The following is a 19,389-nucleotide window of genomic DNA, read 5'->3' as shown; positions in this document are numbered from 1 at the left end:
AGCAGGCTCGCTCCTACAATTGAACAGAGTACATCTGGCAGAGATTGGTCGGCTGTCAGGCCGCCTTCGCGAGCAGGCTCACTCCTACAATTGAACAGAGTACATCTGGCAGAGATTGGTCGGCTGTCAGACCGCCTTCGCGAGCAGGCTCGCTCCTACAATTGAACAGAGTACATCTGGCAGAGATTGGTCGGCTTCAGGCCGCCTTCGCAAGCAGGCTCGCTCCTACAATTGAACAGAGTACATCTGGCAGAGATTGGTCGGCTGTCAGGCCGCCTTCGCGAGCAGGCTCGCTCCCACAGAACAGCCAAAGCAAAACAGCACAAATCGCGCATCGCTTGTGCTTCTCACCACTCAACAGGATGAGCGTTAGCTCGGCTGCAGCTCTTGATCTTGCCGTGCTGGCCCCTTCGGCAGGCTGAGTGGAGGGATTGATCCGGGGGTGGGAGCGCAGCGACCGTTTGGCGAAGCCAAACACAGCGAGAGGAGGTGCAGCGAAGCAAACCGTAGGCGCTGCCCCCGGATCGATCCCGGAGCGAAGGAACCCCGAGCTTTAGCGAGTGGGCCGAACGCCGGGGCCCAGCGTTTTGGTTACTTTTGGGCGTCTGCAAAAGTGACCCGCTGTAAGAGCGGAACCGCCAGCCGCAGCACCCAAAGAAACGGATATACACCCACCCCCCAAGAGCATGGTCGGCCCAAAGGCCGCCAAGCCTAAAAGCCCTAAGCCAAATCAGGATCCCGAAAAGAACGCAAAGTGTTGCTCTCCAACTCATACCGCAATTCTTCAATCAAAGCCTCAACCGACTCCGGCGTCCGTAGCGCATCAAGCTTCAACCCACTGATCACCAGATCCACCTGCCCCGACACCGGGTGATAAAGCTTCACCGTCAGCGAATGATCGCCATCCACCAGACACTCACACGCCAGCGGCGAAAAACTGCGTTCAAGCTGCGTGCGCAACTGCGCAAGATTCATCATCAGACTGTTCCTATAACGACTGCGAAGGGCCGCGATCCCGAGCCAGAAAAAACTCGTATCGCACCCCGCCAGACTAAGAACAGCCGTCGACCGCCAACACCTCAATATGCACCTGATGAACTAGTGCATTTGCACCTCAGCGCTGGCCCTTGGCGCCCCACTCCCCGGAAAACAATCCACGCTCGCGCGCCCAGACAATCGCCTCGCTGCGACTGTGCACATCGAGCTTGGAATACACCGTGGCGACATGATTACGCACCGTGTTCGGCGCCAGTTTCAGCCGCGCCGCGATCTCCTTGTCCGCCAGCCCTTCGCAGATCAACCCCAGCACATCGCGCTCACGCGCCGTCAGATCGGTGAACGAAACGCTAGGCAGTTGCGGCGAGTTGACCTTTTTCACATTGGCCAGTTTCTCGATCAACGTACGACTGAACCAGGAAGCATCTTTCATCACCTCCTCAATCGCCGCCACCAACTCAAGCTCGGTACGCTTGCGCTCGGTAATGTCCATCAGCACCAGCAAATAGCACGGTGTGTCCTGAATATTCACGGTGTCAGCGGACAGCGCGCACTCGAGCAGATCCGCATCTTTCTTGCGCACCCGCACATCCACCCGATCCACCCGCCCGTTTTTCGCCAGCGCCGCCAGCAACCGCGTGCGCGCGCCGCTGTCATCGATAAAGTCCAGCTGCGGCACGGTTTTGCCGAGCACGTCGTCGCTGTCATAAGCCAGGGTTTCGAGGAACGCCTGATTGACGTCGATCACCTGCTGTTCGTCGGCACTGCAAATCAGGATCGGCACCGGCGTCAGGCGAAACGCCTTGGCAAAACGCTCCTCACTCTGACGCAGCGCCACCTCGGCCTTGTGCCGCAGCTCCATGTCGACAAAGGAGAACAGCATGCAATCCTCATCGTTGAGCGTAAGCGGCTGGCCGGCCACGATCACCTGCTTGCTGCTGCCATCGGGCAGGCGCAGCTCGGCTTGCATCTGCGGGATGGTCGCAACGTCGCGCAGGCGCTGAATAGCCAGGTCGCGGTGTTCGGCCTGCTCGAAAATGTCGATTTCATAAGAGGTCGTGCCAATCACCTGCTCACGGGTGTACCCGGTCATTTCCAGAAACCCCGGATTGACCTTGATGTAACGCAGATCACTGAGCCGGCAGATCACCGCCGGTGCCGGGTTGGCATTAAACGTCCTTTCGAAGCGCTGCTCGGCGTTGGCCCAATCGGTGACATCGCTCATGATCAGCACCAGCGACTCGGGCTGCCCTTCGCGGTCCGTGAGAATCATGCTGCGTACGCTGTGCACCCAGATGCGTTCCGGGTCGTCGCTCGGCGACACTTCGATCAGTACGTCATTGAAACTCTCACAGCGCGCTACTCGGCTGATCGGGTAGTTTTCGGCGGTGATCGAGTGATTATTGCGATAGCGCAGGTTGAATTTCTTGGCGTATTCGTCGGCATTGTGGCCCAGATCGGTGATCCGCTTGACACCGTGCATGGCCAGCGCGGCTTCGTTGGCCCAGAGAATGCTCTGATCCAGCTCCAACAGGATCACCCCGTCGGACAGCCCGGCGATGATCTGCTGCAACTGGCGGCGGTTGGTTTCGGTGGTCAGGACTTCCTGGCTCATTGGATCTCCACAAGTGATACGCCCATGTGAAGAGTACGACCGCAGCCACCTCTGATCGTGCCGAGCATAAATGTTCGCAACGGCACAAATCCCTTTGTAGGCCTTCGCCTGCTCGCGATAGCGGTGTGTCAGCCAGCAGATCCGTTGAATGACACATCACTATCGCGAGCAGGCGAAGGCCTACAGGGGATTGGATTTCAGTTCGAATTTTGCGTCTTGAGTTCCCGGAGGGTGTCGAGAAACAGCTTGAGCACCGGCGAAGCATCATCCGCCCGATAAGTGGCATACAGCGGCACCTCCGGCAACGCCGGGGTCAGGCGCCGGAACACCAACCCCGCCGGGGCCAGTTGCTCAATGGACGCCGGCAACAGCGCCACGCCAAACCCGGCGCGCACCAGACTCAGCAAGGTCTGCACCTCGATCACTTGTTGACGAATCTGCGGCGTGAACCCGGCCTGAATGCAGCACTGAAACAGAAAATGAGCGAACCGCGACTGTTTCAATTCCAGTGCCACAAACGGCTCCTGCGCCAGATCCGCCGGCGCCAGCACCTCGCGGCCAGCCAGCGGATGATCCGCCGGCATTACCACGTTGATCGGCTCGTAGATCAGCAGTTCATTGCGCAACTGCGGATCGTCATAGCCGACGCGAAACACACAAGCGTCGATGCGTTTCTCCTTCAACGCCTTGACCTGCGCCGCCGGGGTCATTTCATGCAAACGCCAGTTGACCTGCGGATAACGCTCGCGAAACAGGTGCAAGGCCTTGGGCAGCACGCCGACCATCACCGAACTGATCATGCCGATTTCCAGCTCACCAAGTTGTCCGCGCCCGGTCTGCCGCGTCAGGTCCAGCGCCCGCTCAAGCTGTTCGAACACCAGCGGCGCCTGCTCCTTGAGCATCTGCCCCGCCGCCGTGAGTTCGACCCGATGATGGCTGCGCTCGAACAGCGGCGTACCGAGTTCTTCCTCCAGCAAACGAATCTGCTGGCTCAGCGGCGGCTGGCAGATATGCAGGCGCTCGGCGGCGCGACCGAAGTGCAGCTCATCGGCCAACGTCATGAAATACCGCAGCAGACGCAAGTCCATGGCGGCTTACCCCAGACTCAGCGGCGTCGAACGCTGGCGTACGCCGGTCAGCGCGAACAAGGCATTGGCGATGGCCGGCACTACCGAAGGGCTGCCCAACTCGCCGACGCCACCGGGTTTACTCGGCTCGCCATTCAACACGACGATGTCGGTGGCCGGCATGTCGGACATGCGCATCACCCGGTAATCGTGAAAATTGCTCTGCACCACCCGGCCCTGTTTGATGTCGAGCCGATCGAACAACGCATGGCCAAGTCCCCACATCAGACCGCCGTAGATCTGCTCCTCGACACCGCCCGGCGAAACCGCCAGACCGCAATCGACCACACAGGTGAGCTTCTCGACCTGGGCCTTGCCATCAACCGTTGCCAGTCGCGCAACCACCGCAATAAAACTGGTGTAACCCTGATTGGTCGCGATCCCCAGCGCCGTGTCCGGCGGCAACGGTTTGCCCCAACCGGCGCGCTCGGCAGCCTGCTTGAGCACGGCCACATGCCGTGGCCGCTCCTGCATATTGGCCAACCGGAATGCCAATGGATCTTCGCCTGCGGCGTGGGCCAGTTCATCCATGAAGCTTTCCACGGCGAACACGTTGGGGATGAAGCTCACTGAGCGATACCAGCCGCTGGGCACGTTGCTTTCGTGCTTGACCCAGTTCAGCTCCAGGTGCGGCGGACGGTAAGCGAAGTCCCACGCGGTGATCGCCTCGGTGGTGCTGTAATCCATATGGTCCGGCCGTTCGAAGTAACCCGGTTCCCACTGCTCCGGCGAGGCCGGCGACACCGCGTGCAGTTGCAGCGCGGTGAGTTTGCCCTGGGCGTCGAGCGCGCCTTTGACTCGATGCAAGGTCGCTGGGTGATTGAACAGCGCGTGCATTTCGTCCTCGCGACTGTTGAGCAGTTTCACCGGCACGCCGGTTTTCTGCGCCAGATACGCGACTTCGAACAACCAGTACTTAGCCTCCCGCGCGCCGAAACTGCCGCCGGAGACCAATTCATGAATGGTCACGTTGGCCTTGTCGATGCCGCACACGGTTTGCGCCGCTTCCAGTGCCGAGGACGGCACCTGCACACCGCCCCAGTAAGTGATCGCTTTGTCCTTGACGTGTGCGGTGATGCAGATCGGTTCCAGCGGGTTTTGCACCTTGTAGGGCATGGTGTAATCGGCTTCGATCAGCTTCGCCGCGCCTGACCATTGCCCGGTGACATCACCCTGGGCCATGGCTTTGACGGTTTGTGCTTGCGGGTCGCCGATGGCCTTGGCTTGCGCGCTGGACAGTTGCTCGCTGTAGAACCCGGCCAACGGCGAATCGCTCCACTTGATCGCCAGCAGATTGCGCCCCTGCTGCGCGGCCCAGAACGTATCCGCCAACACAGCGACGCCTTCCTGATTGCCGCCGAGCACATCAGGGCGCCCCGCAATCGCCAGCACTTTGCGCACGCCCGGCACCTGCAATGCGGCCGCTGAGTCGACGCTGAGCACTGTCGATCCAACCACCGGCGCGCGCTGAATCACGGCGACCAGCATGTCTGGCAGTTGCACGTCGATGCTGTACTTGAATTGCCCGCAGACCTTGGCCGCCGCATCACGTTTGTGGCGCAGTTTGCCAATGTATTTGAACTGCGCCGGATCCTTCAGCTTGACGTTTGTCGGGGCTGGCAGATTCGCCGCAACGCCGACCAGTTCGCCGTAACCGAGGCTTCGTTTGTTCGCAATGTGAACGACCCGACCTTCTTCCGTGGTGCAACTGTCAGGGCTGACTTTCCACTGCTTGGCGGCTGCCGTGATCAGTAGCGCCCGCGCCATGGCACCGGCCATGCGCAGGCGCTCGTATTCCAGGGAAACACTGGTGCTGCCGCCAGTGGAAAAGACCTTCCAGACCGGATGAATGTAGGTCTCGAAGAACGGATCTTCCGGGGTGATGACCTGCACGGTCATCGGATTGACGTCCAGTTCTTCCGCCACGCACGCGGCCAGCGCTGTTTGCGTGCCGGTGCCGGAATCGTGCTTGTGCACCACCAGTTTCACCGTGCCGTCGGGAAAGATGCGCACCCAGGCATTCGGCTCGAATTCACTCGCCGGTGCTGGCGCTTTTGGGTCAGTAGCCGCCATGCCACTCGGCAGATAAAGAGCAATCGCCAGGCCCGAAGCAACCGTCGCCGCTTGCTTGAGAAACACTCGGCGCGGCAATTCTGTGCGACTGTCGTCGATAAGGCTCATCACGCCTCCTTCGGCGCATTCGCCGCGCGTTTGATCGCTTTGTTGATGCGCCCGTAAGTGCCGCAGCGGCAGATATTCCCGGACATCGCATTGCGGATCGAGTCATCGGTCACCGCCGCACCGGTGTTGAGCAACGCGGCGGCGGACATGATCTGCCCGGATTGACAGTAACCGCATTGCGGCACATCTTCGGCGATCCAGGCCAATTGCAACGGGTGGTTTTGCGTCGGTGACAAGCCTTCGATGGTGGTGATGCGGTGGCCCGCGACGGCGGCCGCCGGCAATTGGCAGGAACGCACCGCGACGCCGTCCAGGTGCACGGTGCAGGCACCGCACAGGCCCATGCCGCAACCGAACTTGGTGCCGGTGAGTTTCAGTTGATCACGCAGTACCCATAACAAGGGCATGGAGGAGGACGCTTCATCCAGCTCGCGTCGTTCGCCGTTAACCGTGAATGCAATCATTGTCAGGCTCCAAAAGAGCGGCCCGTCTTTGTGCGGGCCTGGTGACCGATTATTGGAACCCCGGGCAAAACGCGGCCAGCGACGATTTCTGCCAACCGCTGTAAGCAGGACTAACAACATGTACAAGCGATACCCGTCGGTGCAGTCCATGAGCGCGTTTATCCACGCGGCGCGCAGCGGCAGTTTCTCCAGTGCTGCGCGCAAGCTCGACCTCACGCACAGTGCGATCAGTCAGCAGATCCGCGCGCTGGAAGATTTCATCGGCCAGCCGCTGTTCGTGCGTGAAGGTGGCGGCAGCAATCTGACCGACGCCGGGCAGTTGTTTGCCAGTGTGCTGTCGGACGGTCTGGCGCAGATTGATCGGGCGATTTCGTCGGTGAAAAACCGCAGCATGGCGCAACGTTTGACCCTGGATGTCGACAGTGAACTGGCACAGAGCTGGCTCAATCCGCGCCTGCCGCAGCTGCTCGATGAGCTGCCGGATTACGAGGTGACGCTGCTGTCGATGCCGCGCAGTGATCGCAGTACGTTTGAGCGAGTGGATCTGGCGTTGCGTTATGGCTATGGCGATTGGGACGACTGCGAGATGACGCAGATTTGTGGCGATCGGGTGTTGGCGGTGGCTTCGCCCGAATTGCTGGAACGCTATGGTTTGCAGGCGCCGTTGAGTCCCGCGCAGATTCTTCAATTGCCTTTGTTGGGGTATACGCGGCGCTCGTGGATTCCATGGCTGGATGCCGCTGGGATGACACCGACCGAACCGTCGGCGCGGGTGATTTTTGATAATGCGGCGAATTTGATTGCGGCGGCTGAGGCTGGCGTTGGTGCGGGGTTGGTGCGTGGGCTATTGGCTGCCGATGCCTTGCGCAGTGGGCGGTTGGTGGCGTTGAACGAGGCGCAGATTGCCGCGCATTACAATCTTTACGCGGTGTGGCCGCATGGGCAGGCTGAGCGCGTGGCGCCGGTGGTTGAAGTGATCAAGCAGTTGGCTTTGCGTACGCTTGAAATCCAGCCCTCACCCTAGCCCTCCCGAAACGTCGGACCGCCCAGAGGTAGAGGGGACTGATTGGGGGATATTGACGAATTACGCCGACTTGAAAGATCAGCCTTGAATCCATAATCGACTCGATCTTTCAGGTCGATGCATCGCGAAAAACACCTCGGTCGGCCCCCTCTCCCTACGGGCGGTCCGACGTTTCGGGAGGGCTGGGGTGAGGGTAGCTCTTGATCTGCCCATATCGCCCAAGTATCACCACCGCGCCCAATTAATATTGTACGAACCCAACCCCGCCTTCCAATACTCGCCCTCAGCAACCACCCACCCGGGCCGGATGCGAACAGGCGAGGGAATGCGCGTGTCTTGCGCATAGCAACGGCCGATTGCCCGGGACGTGGATGCCGAGAGCCGCAAGGCTCCCTTCCCCGCTATCAGGAGATCGACTGCAATGATCATCGATATCAGCTGCTATCCCACGGATCTCGTGGACCTCGCCTGGAGGCATGACGGTGACCCGTTCACCGGCGAGCGTCTGCTGGAGATGATGGATGGCCCGTACATGGTCAACGGCAAGCCGCGCCGTATCGACAAAGCCTTCATCCAGCCACCGCAGGGCAACACGATTTACACCTGGACCGACGGCGAACTCTCGGGCCGCGAATCCATCGACGCCTACATGGCCTACACCCTGAAAATGGTCCAGACCTACCCGGACCGCTTCATCGGCTGCTTCGTCTACAACCCGCGCTGCGGTGTGGAAAACGGCGTCGAGGCGATCGAGCGCTACGTCAAGGAACACGGCTTCAAGATGGTCCAGATGCAGGCCAACATGCATGCCTACCGGCCTGACCGTGCACTTGACTGGGTGCGCCCATGCTTCGAGAAATGCGCCGAGCTGGGCATTCCGGTCAAGCTGCACACGGGCGACGGGCCGTACAGCATCCCGTCGGAATGGGTGCCGATGATCAAGGAATTTCCCAACGTCAATTTCATCATGGCCCACTTCGGCGTGCAGACCGGCGGCGTCTATGTGTTCGAACCGATGCAATGGGCGATGGAGTTGCCCAACGTCTACTGCGAATCCGGCTGGTGCCTGCAATCGCGGATCGTCGAATTCGCCAAGGTCTTGCCGACGCACAAGATCCTCTTCGGCACCGACACCCCGCCGAACGAACCGGGCATGTGGCTGCGCCTGCTCGAAGTGCTTTGCCACGAGCCGCCGCAAGGCCTGAACCTCGACGAGGACACCCTCGAAGAGTATCTGGGCAACAACACCGCGCGGATGATCGGCCTTGAGCCAACCCCGCCACCGCGTTCCGTTTCCGAAGCAGAGGCGCAACTCAAGCGTCCCGTCACCACTCAACTGGCCAGGAGCTGAACCGATGATCATCGACACCCATCTGCACCCCACCAATCTGGTCGACGAGGCCTGGCGCCACACCGGCGAACCGTTCACCGGTGAGCGCATGCTCAAGTTGATGGACGGCCCGTACATGATCAACGGCAAACCGCGCCGCATCGACATGGGTTTCATCCAGCCGCCACCGGGCAACACCGGTTATCGCGACGGCAACCGCCGGGGCCGCGAGGGCGTGCGCGACTACATGTCCTACGTCGCTGAACTCTGCGTGAAGTACCCAGATCGCTTCATCGGCAACTTCAATTTCAACCCGCGCTGGGGACCGGAAAACGGTGCGGCGGAGCTGGAATTCCACATCAAGGAATACGGCTTCAAGATGCTCAAGCTGCACGCCAACATGCACGGCTATCGCCCGGATCGCGCACTCGACTGGTTGCGCCCGGCGATGAAGGTTTGCGCCAAGTACAACATCGTTGTGCTGATCCACACTGGCGACGGCCCGTACACGATTCCGACGATGTTCTACCCGATCATCCGCGAGTTCCCGATGGTCAATTTCATCATCGGCCACTTCGGCATCCAGACCGGCGGCAACTACTCGTTCGAGGCGTTCTGGATGGCCATGGACACGCCGAACGTGTACTGCGAATCGGGCTGGTGCTTCCAGTCGCGGATCGTCGAATTCGCCAAGGAACTGCCGCGCAACAAGATCGTGTTCGGTACGGATTCGCCGCCGAACGAACCGGGTATGTGGCTGCGCGAACTTGAGGTGTTGTGCTCACCGGCGCCGCAGGGTTTGGGCATCAATGAGGATCATCTCGAGGACTACTTGGGCAACAACATCGCCCGGTTGTGCGGGATCGAACCGACGCCACCGCCCAAGGATCTGGTCGAGGCCGACATACGCCTGACCACCACGTACTTGTAGCCACACACATATCCCACTGTAGGAGTGAGCCTGCTCGCGATAGCGGAGTGTCATTTAGCGGTGATAGTGACTGATACACCGCTATCGCGAGCAGGCTCCCCCCTACAGGGGATCAGTGTTCAACCCAGGCACACAGCGACTTTACAGGCACGAAGATGACCCGGCGTTCGTTCGACCGGCAGGCCAACGGCTGGCCGCGCGATCGCCCTCTCACCCCTGCGTGCCTGCTTTTTACGAGGTGACACCATGACCCGTTCGACGCTCGGCGATTCTCAGGACTTTCACGTGTTCATCGACGCCTATCGCCGTGAGTACCCGGACGATGTGCTGACTGTCACCCCAGCGATTTCCGCCGATCAGGACGTCACCGCCCTGGTCGATGCCCTCGCCGCCCAAGGCCGCGATCCACTGCTGATCTGCGAACACGTCGGCAACCTCGGTGTGCCGGTGGCGACCAATCTGTTTGCATCCCGTACCCGCATTGCCCGGCTGTTCGGCGTCACTGCGGCGCAACTGCACGAAACCTTCCAGACCCGCGCCAACCAGCCCATCGCACCACGCTATGTGGAGAGCGGTCCGATCCTCGATGAGGTCTTCGAAGGCGAAGCGCTGGACCTGGCGCTGCTGCCGATGCTCAAGCATTTCGCCAGCGATCGCGGCCCATACATCACTAACGCAATCATCATCGCCGAAGACCCGCTGACCGGCATCGCCAACATGAGCTATCACCGCTCGATGCGCCACGCCCGCCAAGCGCTAGCGACCAGTCTGCATTCACGCGGGCACCTGTGGCGAATGTTGCAGACCGCTCGCGAGCGTGGCGAAGAGTTGCGCGTGGCAATGGTCGTCGGTGCGCATCCGTTGTTCATGCTCGCCGCTGCTGCGCGCTTGCCTTATGGCGCCGATGAACGTGCCGTCGCTGGCGGGCTGTTCGGCGCGCCGCTGGAACTGGTGAAAACCCCACGCTACGGCATCGGTGTGCCGGCGTATGCCGAGTTTGTTCTGGAAGGCGCGATTGACCCGGCGGCGTATGCCGAGGAAGGTCCGTTCGGTGAATTCAGCGGTTACTCCTCGGATCGTTCGACCAACAACGTGCTGCGCGTGGATACGCTGTTAAAGCGCAAAGACGCTTGGCTGGTCGACGTCATGGGCGGCCGCTACGCCGAACACCTGACCCTTGCCCGCCTGCCGCGCGAAGCGGAAATGAGCGAGAAGCTGAAAGCGCGGTTCCCCGCGGTCACTGCCGTGCATTACCCCAATTCCGGCACGCATTTTCACTGCTACGTCGCGCTGGACCAAAGCCGTGACGGCGAGGCGCGGCAGATCATGCTGGCGCTGCTCGGCTGGGATCCGTACCTGAAAACAGTGATCGCAGTGGACAGCGATATCGACATCAGCGATGACAGCCAGGTGCTGTGGGCACTGGCCACGCACTTCCAGCCGCACCTGGATATTTTCACCATTGATGGTTTGCCGGGCAGTCCGCTCGATCCTTCATCGTCGGTCAATGGCACCACGTCGCGGATGGGCCTGGATGCCACACGCGGTTCGGGTTTTGACGGGATCAAGGCGCAGCTCGATCAGGAAGTTCTGGAGCGCGCGCGGGTTTTGCTCAAAGGTCTGCAATCGTGAACCGGCAACGGCTGGTGGTCGGCATCAGCGGTGCGTCCGGGTTTATCTATGGCGTGCGACTCCTGCAATTGCTCGCCGAGTTGAACATCGAAAGCCACCTGATCGTCAGCCGCGCCGCGCTGCTGACCATGGCCCACGAAACCGACTACAAACTCGCCGACGTCACTGCGCTGGCCAGTCATTACCACCGCGCCGATAACGTCGCCGCCGGGATCGCCAGCGGATCGTTTCGCTGCCTCGGGATGGTGGTTGCGCCGTGCTCGATGAGGACGTTGGCGGAGATTGCCACCGGCACGTCCTCGGGGCTGATCGGTCGTGCCGCTGACGTCACGCTGAAGGAGCGCCGCACGCTGGTGTTGATGGCCCGGGAAACGCCGCTGACCCTCGCCCATTTGCGCAACATGACCGCCGTCACCGAGATGGGCGGGATCATCGCCCCGCCGGTGCCCGCCTTCTACGCCCGCCCGGAGAACCTGGCGCAAATGGTCGACCACAGCCTCGGCCGCGTGCTCGACCTGTTTGGTCTCGATGCGGGCGTTGCCACCCGCTGGCAAGAACACCAAAAACCCTGTGGGAGCGAGCTTGCTCGCGAATGCGATGGATCAGTCGCCATCACTGCTAAATGACACACCGCCTTCGCGAGCAGGCTCGCTCCCACAATGAAGCAGCATCACCCGAATTCAGTGTGCACCGGTCAATCAAAGGAGCCTCACCATGAACACCCCATTCAACGCCCCAACCCGCAACACGAAAATCCCCGTGACCATCCTCACCGGCTTCCTCGGCGCGGGTAAAACCACCCTGCTCAATTACATCCTCAAGGAAAACCACGGCCGCAAGATCGCCGTGATCGAAAACGAGTTCGGCGAAGTCGGTATCGACGGCGACCTCGTCCTCAGCTCCGAGACCGAAGAAATCTACGAGATGGTCAACGGCTGCGTGTGCTGCACTGCCGAGGTTCGTGAGGACCTGGTGCGCATCGTCCGCGAACTGGTGGCGCGGCCGGTGCGCCTCGATCACATCCTCATCGAAACCAGTGGCCTGGCCGATCCGTATCCGGTGGCACAGAGCTTCTTCATCAATGACCCGATCGCCGAAGAAGTCGAACTCGACGCGATCGTAACCATGGTCGACGCCAAACACATCGCTCAGCATCTGGAGGATCTGCAACTCGATGGCGTCGACAATCAGGCGGTGGATCAGATTGTCTGCGCCGACCGGATCGTCATCAACAAGGTCGATCTGGTCAGCAGCGACGAGGTGGACGTTCTGCGCGGCAAGATCCGTGGCTTGAACGCCACAGCGGATCTGGTGACCTCGACCCATGCGCAAATCGACCTGACGAAAATCCTCGGTATCGGCGCATTCGAATGCACGCAGAAGCTCATGGAAATCGGTGCTGAACCTGAGCACCACGACCACCACGACCACCACGATCATCATCACGAAGCGCCCGATCACGAACACGATCCAAGCGTGTCATCGGTGGGCATCGCCGTGGACGGCGAGGTCAATCTGATGGCGTTCCACCGCTGGATCAGCGAACTGCGCTCTTCCCAGGCCGACAACCTGTACCGCATGAAAGGCGTGCTCGCCGTCGCCAACGAAGACCAGCGCTACGTGCTGCAAGGCGTGCACAGCCTGGTGGAATTCCGCGCCTCGACCGCGTGGGGCACGGAGCCCCGCTCGAGCAAGATCGTATTCATCGGCCGCGACCTCGACCGCGCGGCGCTGAACCAGGGCTTCGCCGCCTGCCTAGCAGGCTGAAACAAGGCATCGGAGCCGGTGGATGGCGGCTTCGGGCACATGTGTACGAATGACTGATGCCAGTTTTTTACACAACACAAAACTTGTGGGAGCTGGCTTGCCAGCGATAGCGGACTGTCAGTTTATAAAAATGATGACTGCTAAATCGCCATCGCTGGCAAGCCAGCTCCCACAGGGTTCCACTGTGTTCTTGAGCTGATCGGCATCAGACGAATACCCCTCTCTACCGCATAAAAACAGCCAGAGGTGTTTCCCCATGTCGTCAGCCCCATCTCCAACGCAATCCGCCGCCACCGTGCATCCCGTGGACCGCATTTTACCGGTGCGACAGATGCTCACCCTCGGCCTGCAACACATGGCCGTGTCGTACATCGGCGCCATTGCCGTGCCGTTGATTGTCGCCAGTGCCTTGAAAATGTCCCATGCCGACACGGTGGTGCTGATCAGCACCACGCTGTTCTGTTCAGGCATCGCCACCCTGTTGCAAACCGTCGGTTTCTGGAAATTCGGCGTGCGCCTGCCAATTCTGCAAGGCGTGGCGTTCAGTAGCGTCGGCCCCGTGATCGCCATCGGCAGCAACCCGGAGGTGGGCTTTGCCGGGGTCTGCGGGGCGGTGATCGGCGCGGGGATTTTCACCATGCTGATAGCGCCGTTCGTGGGTCGATTGCGGCGATTTTTTCCGCCGGTGGTGACCGGTTGCATCGTCACCGTGATCGGCTTGCAGCTGTTCCCGATTGCCTATGAATGGGTCGGAGGTGGGCGCAACGCGAGCAACTTCGGCGCCCCGGCGTTTCTCGGTGTGGCGGTGGTGGTGTTGCTGACGATTCTGCTGGTCAACCGCTACGGCAGCCCGCTACTGCGCAACATGGCGGTGTTGATCGGCATGCTGATCGGTGCAGGCCTCGCGTATGGCCTCGGCATGGGCAGCTTTCACAGCGTCGAAGAGGCGCCGTGGCTAACCGTTCCCTATCCGTTCTATTTCGGTCTGCCGACTTTCAGCCTGATCCCCATCGCGACCATGGTGGTGGTGATGATCGTGCAGATGGTCGAGTCGATGGGGCTGTTCGTGGCCATCGGCGACATCGTCGAAAAACCGGTGGAAGACAAACAGGTCATCAATGGCCTGCGCGCCAACGGCCTGGCCAGCACCATCGCCGGGATGTTCGCCGCGTTTCCGTTTATCGCCTTCATGGAAAACGTCGGCCTGGTGATCCTCACCGGCGTGCGCAGCCGTTGGGTGGTCGCGGTCAGCGGTTTGCTGATGTGCTCGATTGCCTTGGTGCCAAAGGCCGGCGCGATCATCGCCTCGATGCCGACCGCTGCCCTCGGTGGCGCTGGCATCGCCATGTTCGGCGTGGTCGCAGCGGCAGGCATTCAGACCCTCGCCAAAGTCGACTACGAGCGCAATCGCTACAACGTGCTGATCGTCGGTTTCACCATCGCCGCCGCGCTGGTACCGGTGCTCGCGCCAACCCTGTTCAAACAACTTCCCGAGTGGTCGCAGCCGTTCCTGCACAGCAGCGTGGTCATCGCCTGCCTGGTGTCGGTGCTGCTCAACGCCGCGCTGAATGGCGTCAGCGTGCCGGAAACCACCGCCAACAAATCCGCCTCGCACATCCTTTAGTTTGGAGCTGCCCATGACTCAACTTCAGAACATCCTGATCAAGAACCCGGTTGCGGTGATGACCGGCCTGCGCGGCCCCCGCGCGCGGGCCGGCGCCGTGGACATCCGCGTGGTCAACGGGCGCATCGCCGCGATGGCCGCCGACCTGCAAGCACAACCCGGTGAACGGGTGATCGACGCGCGAAACTGCGTGGTCTATCCGGGCTGGATCAACACTCACCACCATCTGTTCCAGAACCTGCTCAAAGCCGTACCCGCAGGCTTGAATCAGGATCTGCAAGGCTGGCTGGCCAGCGTGCCCTACCCGCGTCTGAACCGGTTTACCCCGCAACTGGCGCGAATCGCTGCACGGCTGGGCATGGTCGAATTGTTGCTGTCTGGCGTGACGACGTGCGCTGATCACCATTATCTCTACCACGCCCACGGCAGCACCGAGACCGGTGATCTGCTGTTCGATCTGGCGGATGAGTTTGGCCTGCGCTTTGTCCTGTGCCGTGGCGGCGCGCTGGAATCGGCCAGCGCCCATCCGGGCTTCTCGAAAACCGCGCTGCAACCGGAAAGCCTTGAGCAAATGGTCGGCGATATCGAACGGTTGAAATCCCTGTACCACCAGGACACCCCGGACGCGATGCGCCGCGTGGTGGTCGCCCCGACTACACCGACCTTCTCGCTGCCACCGACGCTGCTGCGCGAACTGGCGCACACCGCGCGCGGCCTCGGCTTGCGCCTGCACACGCACTTGTCGGAGACACAGAACTACGTGAATTTCTGCCGCGACAAGTACAACTGCCTGCCGGTGGAATTCGTCGCTGAACACGAGTGGCTCGGCCCGGACGTCTGGTTCGCCCACGCCGTACACCTGCAACCCGGCGAAATCCGCATGCTCGCGCAGACCGGCACTGGCGTCTCCCACTGCCCGGTGAGCAACGCTCGGCTGGGCAGCGGCGTGGCGCCTGTGCCGCAGATGTATGAGGCCGGCGTGCCGGTTTCCCTGGGGGTGGATGGCGTAGCCTCGAACGAGTCCGGAAGCATGGTCGGCGAAGCCAACACCGCATGGCTGATCCACCGCGCTGAACAAGGCGCCTCGGCGACCACGGCGGAAGATGTCATCCACTGGGGCACAGCAGGCGGCGCGCAAGTCCTCGGACTCGGCGCAGTTGGCACACTTGAAGTCGGTCAGGCGGCAGATCTGGTGATCTACAGCCTCGACCACCCGCGGTTCTATGGCTTCCACGACAGCGCCGTCGCGCCCGTGGTGGCGGGTGAGCCGATTAGCGTCAAATACAGTCTGGTCGGCGGCCGCGTGGTCGTGGAGAACGGCGTGATTCCGGGCCTGGACATTGAACGCATGCGCGCCGAAGCGTGGGAAGGTGTGCAGCAACTGATGGACGTCGACGACTAACCTCGCCCCCCCTGTAGGAGCTGCCGCAGGCTGCGATCTTTTGATCTTGTCTTTTAAAAAACAAAGTCAAAAGATCGCAGCCTGCGGCAGCTCCTACATCCGGCGTGTGGATTCGCGCGTCTTGGCTTTCTCGACTAACGTTATTACCTCATCGGATAGAGTCCCTGCCCGCAACACCCGGCTCTTTTTCAAGGAGAGACTGATGACGTCGCGTCGCAACATCGAACAGACCTACCGTACTTGGTCCAGCCCGATTCTGCTGGAGCTGAAAAAGCGTGAGCACCAAATGGCGCCGGTCGAGCGCCAGGCACTTGAGAATGTTCTGGTGGAAAGAAGGTTGCTGGACATCGGCGGCCCGGAGGGTATTGAACGTCGTCGCAACAGCGGTGGCTGATACTGCGCTTTCGCGAGCAGGCTCGCTCCTACAGGGTTTTGGGTAACTCACAAAGCTTGTGTTCACCCGCAATCACTGTGGGAGCGAGCCTGCTCGCGAAGAGGCCGTGTAGACGCCTCCATCATTTGGGCCGACGCACCGCCCTCACCCGGCCACTGTCGCCACCACCGCAATAGAATCGATCGGCCCCGTCGGCTTCCAGCCCCGAAACACCCGAGCCCTCGGGCATCTTCAACGCCGCGATGACTTCACCGTTCTGCGCATCGATATGCCGCAGTTCACTCTCATCCCCTTCCCAAGTGCCATGCCACAACCCGCCATCCACCCAGGTCACCCCGGTGACAAAACGGTTCGACTCCAGCGTGCGCAGGATCTTGCCGGTCTGCGGATTGATCTGATGAATCTTGCGCTCGCGATACTGCCCCACCCATAACGAGCCGTCCGCCCAGGCCATGCCTGAATCACCGCCATTGCCCGGTGCCGGGATGGTATGGAGCACGCGGCCGGTGGCTGGATCGATCTTGTGGATGTGGCGATCGGCGATCTGATACAGATGTTGGCCATCGAACGCGGTGCCACCATCAGCGCCAACCTTGATCGTGCGCACGGTTTCGCCGCTGACCGGGTCGAGTGCATTGAGCTGGCCGTCGCTGGCGAACCAGACCTGCTGGCCATCGAAGGTCACGCCGTGAACGCCTTTGATGTCGTCAAAAGGACCGTACTCGCGAAGGATTTCTGCGTTTGCCTGTTTCATGTCGGCTTCCTCATGGATGTGTGGGTCCAGCCTAACCATTGCCCAACGACACCGGGAGTAACAAGATCGTCGCGAAACCCGTTAGCGGTGGCGTCATCCAGCGCCGCGCCCGGCCCACGCCAAAAGCCTGCACCTTGTCCTCCACTGCCAGGGCCTCCAGTGCCCGCTGCACCTGTCGCTGGCTGCGCCCCAACGCCAGCGCCAAGGCTGAACTCGACCAGGCCTCACCGTCAGCCAGCAAGGCCAACAACTGTGCCTGTCTGTCTTCAATCGGCAGCGTCGTGAGCAACGCCACATCGGCCGCTACCAGTGCAAAGCCGCGCGAAGTGGCGGTGATATTCGCCAACGGTTGCAACGCTGATCGCAGCCGACCGATTTCGACACGCAACCGCGCGCGGTGGCTTTCATCACTGAGCTGCAGGCGGAATGCCGTCGCAATCAGTTGCTCCCGAGACACATCGCCCGGCCAGGCTTGCGCAAGCAATCGGGCAAGGTTGAACAGCACCGGCCGGGTTGCCAGTGCCACGGTCATCCCGGCTCCGCGCACGCTGTAGCGCGTGGCATCGATCACCAGGCTTGACGACGCGAACAACGCTTCAACCTGCGCCAGATTCACCGCTTGCGCGTGCCCCGCGCTGGTCAACCGCGCGGCCGGCGCATTGAGGACTCGTATGGCATGATCGACCTCTGCCATCAGGCTCGCGATGCCCGCTTGTTGTGCCGCTAGCTGCGCCCGGGCAAGTGCGGCGCTGGCCTTGTGCGCCTGTACCCGGCGCAGGGCAATCCCGGCGGCCGTCAGTTCATGGGCGGCATGCAGCACCGGCGGCAATAGTGCGCGGTCCACTTCGCCAAGCAGCGCTTCGGCCGCATCCAGTTCACCAATCAGCAGCAGGCGGCGAATCTGCAAGTATCGCGCGTGCGCTGCGTTCAACCGGTCACCGTGGCTGAGCAGCAATTGCCGGGCGGTCTCCAGCGCCTTCACCGGCCAGCCCAGGTTCCGCGTCGCCAGCGCCACTTCCGCCTCGGCCACCACGCAACGCGCCCGCGACAGCGGTTCGTTGCTGCCAAAGGCTTTCACCGCGCGCTGCAACAACGCTTTGGCGCGGGGCAGATCACCGAGCTGGGCCATGGCAATGCCACGTAACGCCAGCGCAGGCGGGTCTTCACGCAAAGCAACGTAGTTCAACGCACCCAGCGGATCACCAGCGCTCAGCGCCCGACCAGCGGCAGTAATCAACGAGTCCATGGTGAATTCATCCCGGCAGACACCTCGGTACAGTGCTTTGAGATCGAGTTTAATGCAGGGGTTCAAGCGTGTTTAAAATCCCTTGATAGCACTTTGGTATTGCTGCACCATCAGCCAAGCTTTTCCACGGAAGGAGTCAGGCATGCTGGACGCAAACGCTACCCACATTACCTTTTCCCTTGAAGGCAGTTCCAGCGACCTGCAGGTGCTGAGCTTTGTTGGTCGTGAAGCCATCAACCAGCCCTTCCGTTTCGACCTCGAAATGATCAGCGCGCGCCCCGACCTCAAACTCGAAGAGCTGTTGCACAAGCCCGGCGTCCTGACCTTCGGCCCCACCGGTGCAGGCAAGATCCACGGCCTGGTCTATCGCATCGAGCAAGGCGATTCCGGCAAGACCCTGACCCGTTACAGCCTCAGCCTGGTACCACAACTGGCCTACCTGCGGCACAACCATGATCAGCAGATCTTCCAGCAACTGACCGTACCGAAGATCATCGCTCAGGTGCTGGAAGATCGCGGCATCCTCGCCGACGCCTACAGTTTCCAGCTCAACGCCGAATACCCGGAGCGTGAGTACTGCGTGCAGTACGACGAATCCGACCTGCATTTCATCCAGCGCCTGTGCGAGGAAGAAGGTATCCACTTTCACTTCCAGCACAGCAGCAGCGGCCACAAACTGGTATTCGGCGACGACCAGACCGTGTTCCGCAAACTCAAAGCCGTGAGCTACCAGCAAGACTCCGGCATGGCCGCCGACAAACCGGTGATCAAGCGCTTCAACCTGCGTCTGGAAACCCGCACCACCCGCGTCAGCCGCCGCGACTACGACTTCGAAAAACCGCAGATCCTCCCCGAAGGCACGGCGAAAAGCACCTTTGCCCCGGACCTCGAAGACTACGACT

17 protein-coding genes are annotated in these 19,389 nt (G+C 61.2%); 10 read left to right on the top strand and 7 right to left on the bottom strand.

Going from position 1 to position 19,389, the window contains the following annotated elements; all coding sequences use genetic code 11:
* Positions 1-720: 720 nt before the first annotated feature.
* From CKW14_RS28925 to CKW14_RS28905, 5 genes are all read right to left on the bottom strand, one after another.
* Positions 721-978: a DUF1652 domain-containing protein gene (locus CKW14_RS28925; protein WP_093438847.1), complete on the bottom strand. Its 258-nt coding sequence runs from the start codon at positions 976-978 to the stop codon at positions 721-723.
* 136 nt (positions 979-1,114) lie between these two features.
* Positions 1,115-2,611: a helix-turn-helix transcriptional regulator gene (locus CKW14_RS28920; RefSeq protein WP_095047470.1), complete on the bottom strand. Its 1,497-nt coding sequence runs from the start codon at positions 2,609-2,611 to the stop codon at positions 1,115-1,117.
* 197 nt (positions 2,612-2,808) lie between these two features.
* Positions 2,809-3,699, bottom strand: a complete 891-nt coding sequence (locus CKW14_RS28915; RefSeq protein WP_095126648.1) for a LysR substrate-binding domain-containing protein — start codon at positions 3,697-3,699, stop codon at positions 2,809-2,811.
* Positions 3,700-3,705: 6 nt separating this feature from the next.
* On the bottom strand, positions 3,706-5,919 hold the full coding sequence (locus CKW14_RS28910) for a xanthine dehydrogenase family protein molybdopterin-binding subunit (protein WP_095126647.1): 2,214 nt from the start codon (positions 5,917-5,919) through the stop codon (positions 3,706-3,708).
* Positions 5,919-6,383, bottom strand: a complete 465-nt coding sequence (locus CKW14_RS28905; RefSeq protein WP_095047473.1) for a (2Fe-2S)-binding protein — start codon at positions 6,381-6,383, stop codon at positions 5,919-5,921. The genes CKW14_RS28910 and CKW14_RS28905 overlap by 1 nt, the downstream gene beginning before the upstream one ends.
* Positions 6,384-6,501: 118 nt before the next feature.
* Between CKW14_RS28905 and CKW14_RS28900 the strand changes: the two genes are divergently transcribed.
* From CKW14_RS28900 to CKW14_RS28860, 9 genes are all read left to right on the top strand, one after another.
* Complete coding sequence (locus CKW14_RS28900) at positions 6,502-7,407, top strand: LysR substrate-binding domain-containing protein (protein WP_095126646.1); 906 nt, start codon at positions 6,502-6,504, stop codon at positions 7,405-7,407.
* 421 nt (positions 7,408-7,828) lie between these two features.
* Entirely contained in the window at positions 7,829-8,758 is a 930-nt protein-coding gene (locus tag CKW14_RS28895) for an amidohydrolase family protein (RefSeq protein ID WP_007965237.1), read from the top strand.
* 4 nt (positions 8,759-8,762) lie between these two features.
* Positions 8,763-9,668 (top strand): amidohydrolase family protein, encoded by a 906-nt coding sequence (locus CKW14_RS28890; protein ID WP_095126645.1) that lies wholly within the window; start codon positions 8,763-8,765, stop codon positions 9,666-9,668.
* A gap of 246 nt (positions 9,669-9,914) precedes the next feature.
* Positions 9,915-11,300: a UbiD family decarboxylase gene (locus CKW14_RS28885; RefSeq protein WP_095047476.1), complete on the top strand. Its 1,386-nt coding sequence runs from the start codon at positions 9,915-9,917 to the stop codon at positions 11,298-11,300.
* Positions 11,297-11,926: a UbiX family flavin prenyltransferase gene (locus CKW14_RS28880; protein WP_095126644.1), complete on the top strand. Its 630-nt coding sequence runs from the start codon at positions 11,297-11,299 to the stop codon at positions 11,924-11,926. Before CKW14_RS28885 ends, CKW14_RS28880 begins: the two co-directional genes overlap by 4 nt.
* A gap of 88 nt (positions 11,927-12,014) precedes the next feature.
* Positions 12,015-13,067: a GTP-binding protein gene (locus CKW14_RS28875; RefSeq protein WP_095126643.1), complete on the top strand. Its 1,053-nt coding sequence runs from the start codon at positions 12,015-12,017 to the stop codon at positions 13,065-13,067.
* A 256-nt stretch (positions 13,068-13,323) separates the two neighbouring features.
* Positions 13,324-14,691, top strand: coding sequence for a nucleobase:cation symporter-2 family protein (locus CKW14_RS28870; protein ID WP_095126642.1), 1,368 nt, complete (start codon positions 13,324-13,326; stop codon positions 14,689-14,691).
* 13 nt (positions 14,692-14,704) lie between these two features.
* Positions 14,705-16,093 carry an amidohydrolase family protein gene (locus tag CKW14_RS28865; RefSeq protein ID WP_095126641.1) on the top strand — a complete coding sequence of 463 codons (1,389 nt, stop codon included), beginning with the start codon at positions 14,705-14,707 and terminating at the stop codon, positions 16,091-16,093.
* A 202-nt stretch (positions 16,094-16,295) separates the two neighbouring features.
* Positions 16,296-16,487: a hypothetical protein gene (locus CKW14_RS28860; RefSeq protein ID WP_095047481.1), complete on the top strand. Its 192-nt coding sequence runs from the start codon at positions 16,296-16,298 to the stop codon at positions 16,485-16,487.
* Between the two features lie 121 nt (positions 16,488-16,608).
* On the opposite strand, the gene CKW14_RS28855 is transcribed toward CKW14_RS28860, so the two are convergent.
* Positions 16,609-17,241 carry a PQQ-binding-like beta-propeller repeat protein gene (locus CKW14_RS28855; RefSeq protein ID WP_095047482.1) on the bottom strand — a complete coding sequence of 211 codons (633 nt, stop codon included), beginning with the start codon at positions 17,239-17,241 and terminating at the stop codon, positions 16,609-16,611.
* Positions 17,242-17,272: 31 nt separating this feature from the next.
* Positions 17,273-18,487 carry a helix-turn-helix domain-containing protein gene (locus CKW14_RS28850; RefSeq protein ID WP_095126640.1) on the bottom strand — a complete coding sequence of 405 codons (1,215 nt, stop codon included), beginning with the start codon at positions 18,485-18,487 and terminating at the stop codon, positions 17,273-17,275.
* A 142-nt stretch (positions 18,488-18,629) separates the two neighbouring features.
* Here CKW14_RS28850 and tssI point away from each other — a divergent pair.
* On the top strand, positions 18,630-19,389 hold a 760-nt coding region (tssI, locus tag CKW14_RS28845), incomplete at its 3' end, for a type VI secretion system tip protein TssI/VgrG (RefSeq protein WP_141231840.1).

It is taken from the genome of Pseudomonas sp. Irchel s3a12 (genome assembly GCF_900187485.1).
Classification (GTDB): domain Bacteria; phylum Pseudomonadota; class Gammaproteobacteria; order Pseudomonadales; family Pseudomonadaceae; genus Aquipseudomonas; species Aquipseudomonas neuropathica.
The sequence above is the reverse complement of the archived record's forward strand: the minus strand, read 5'-3'. Positions and strand labels throughout refer to the sequence as shown.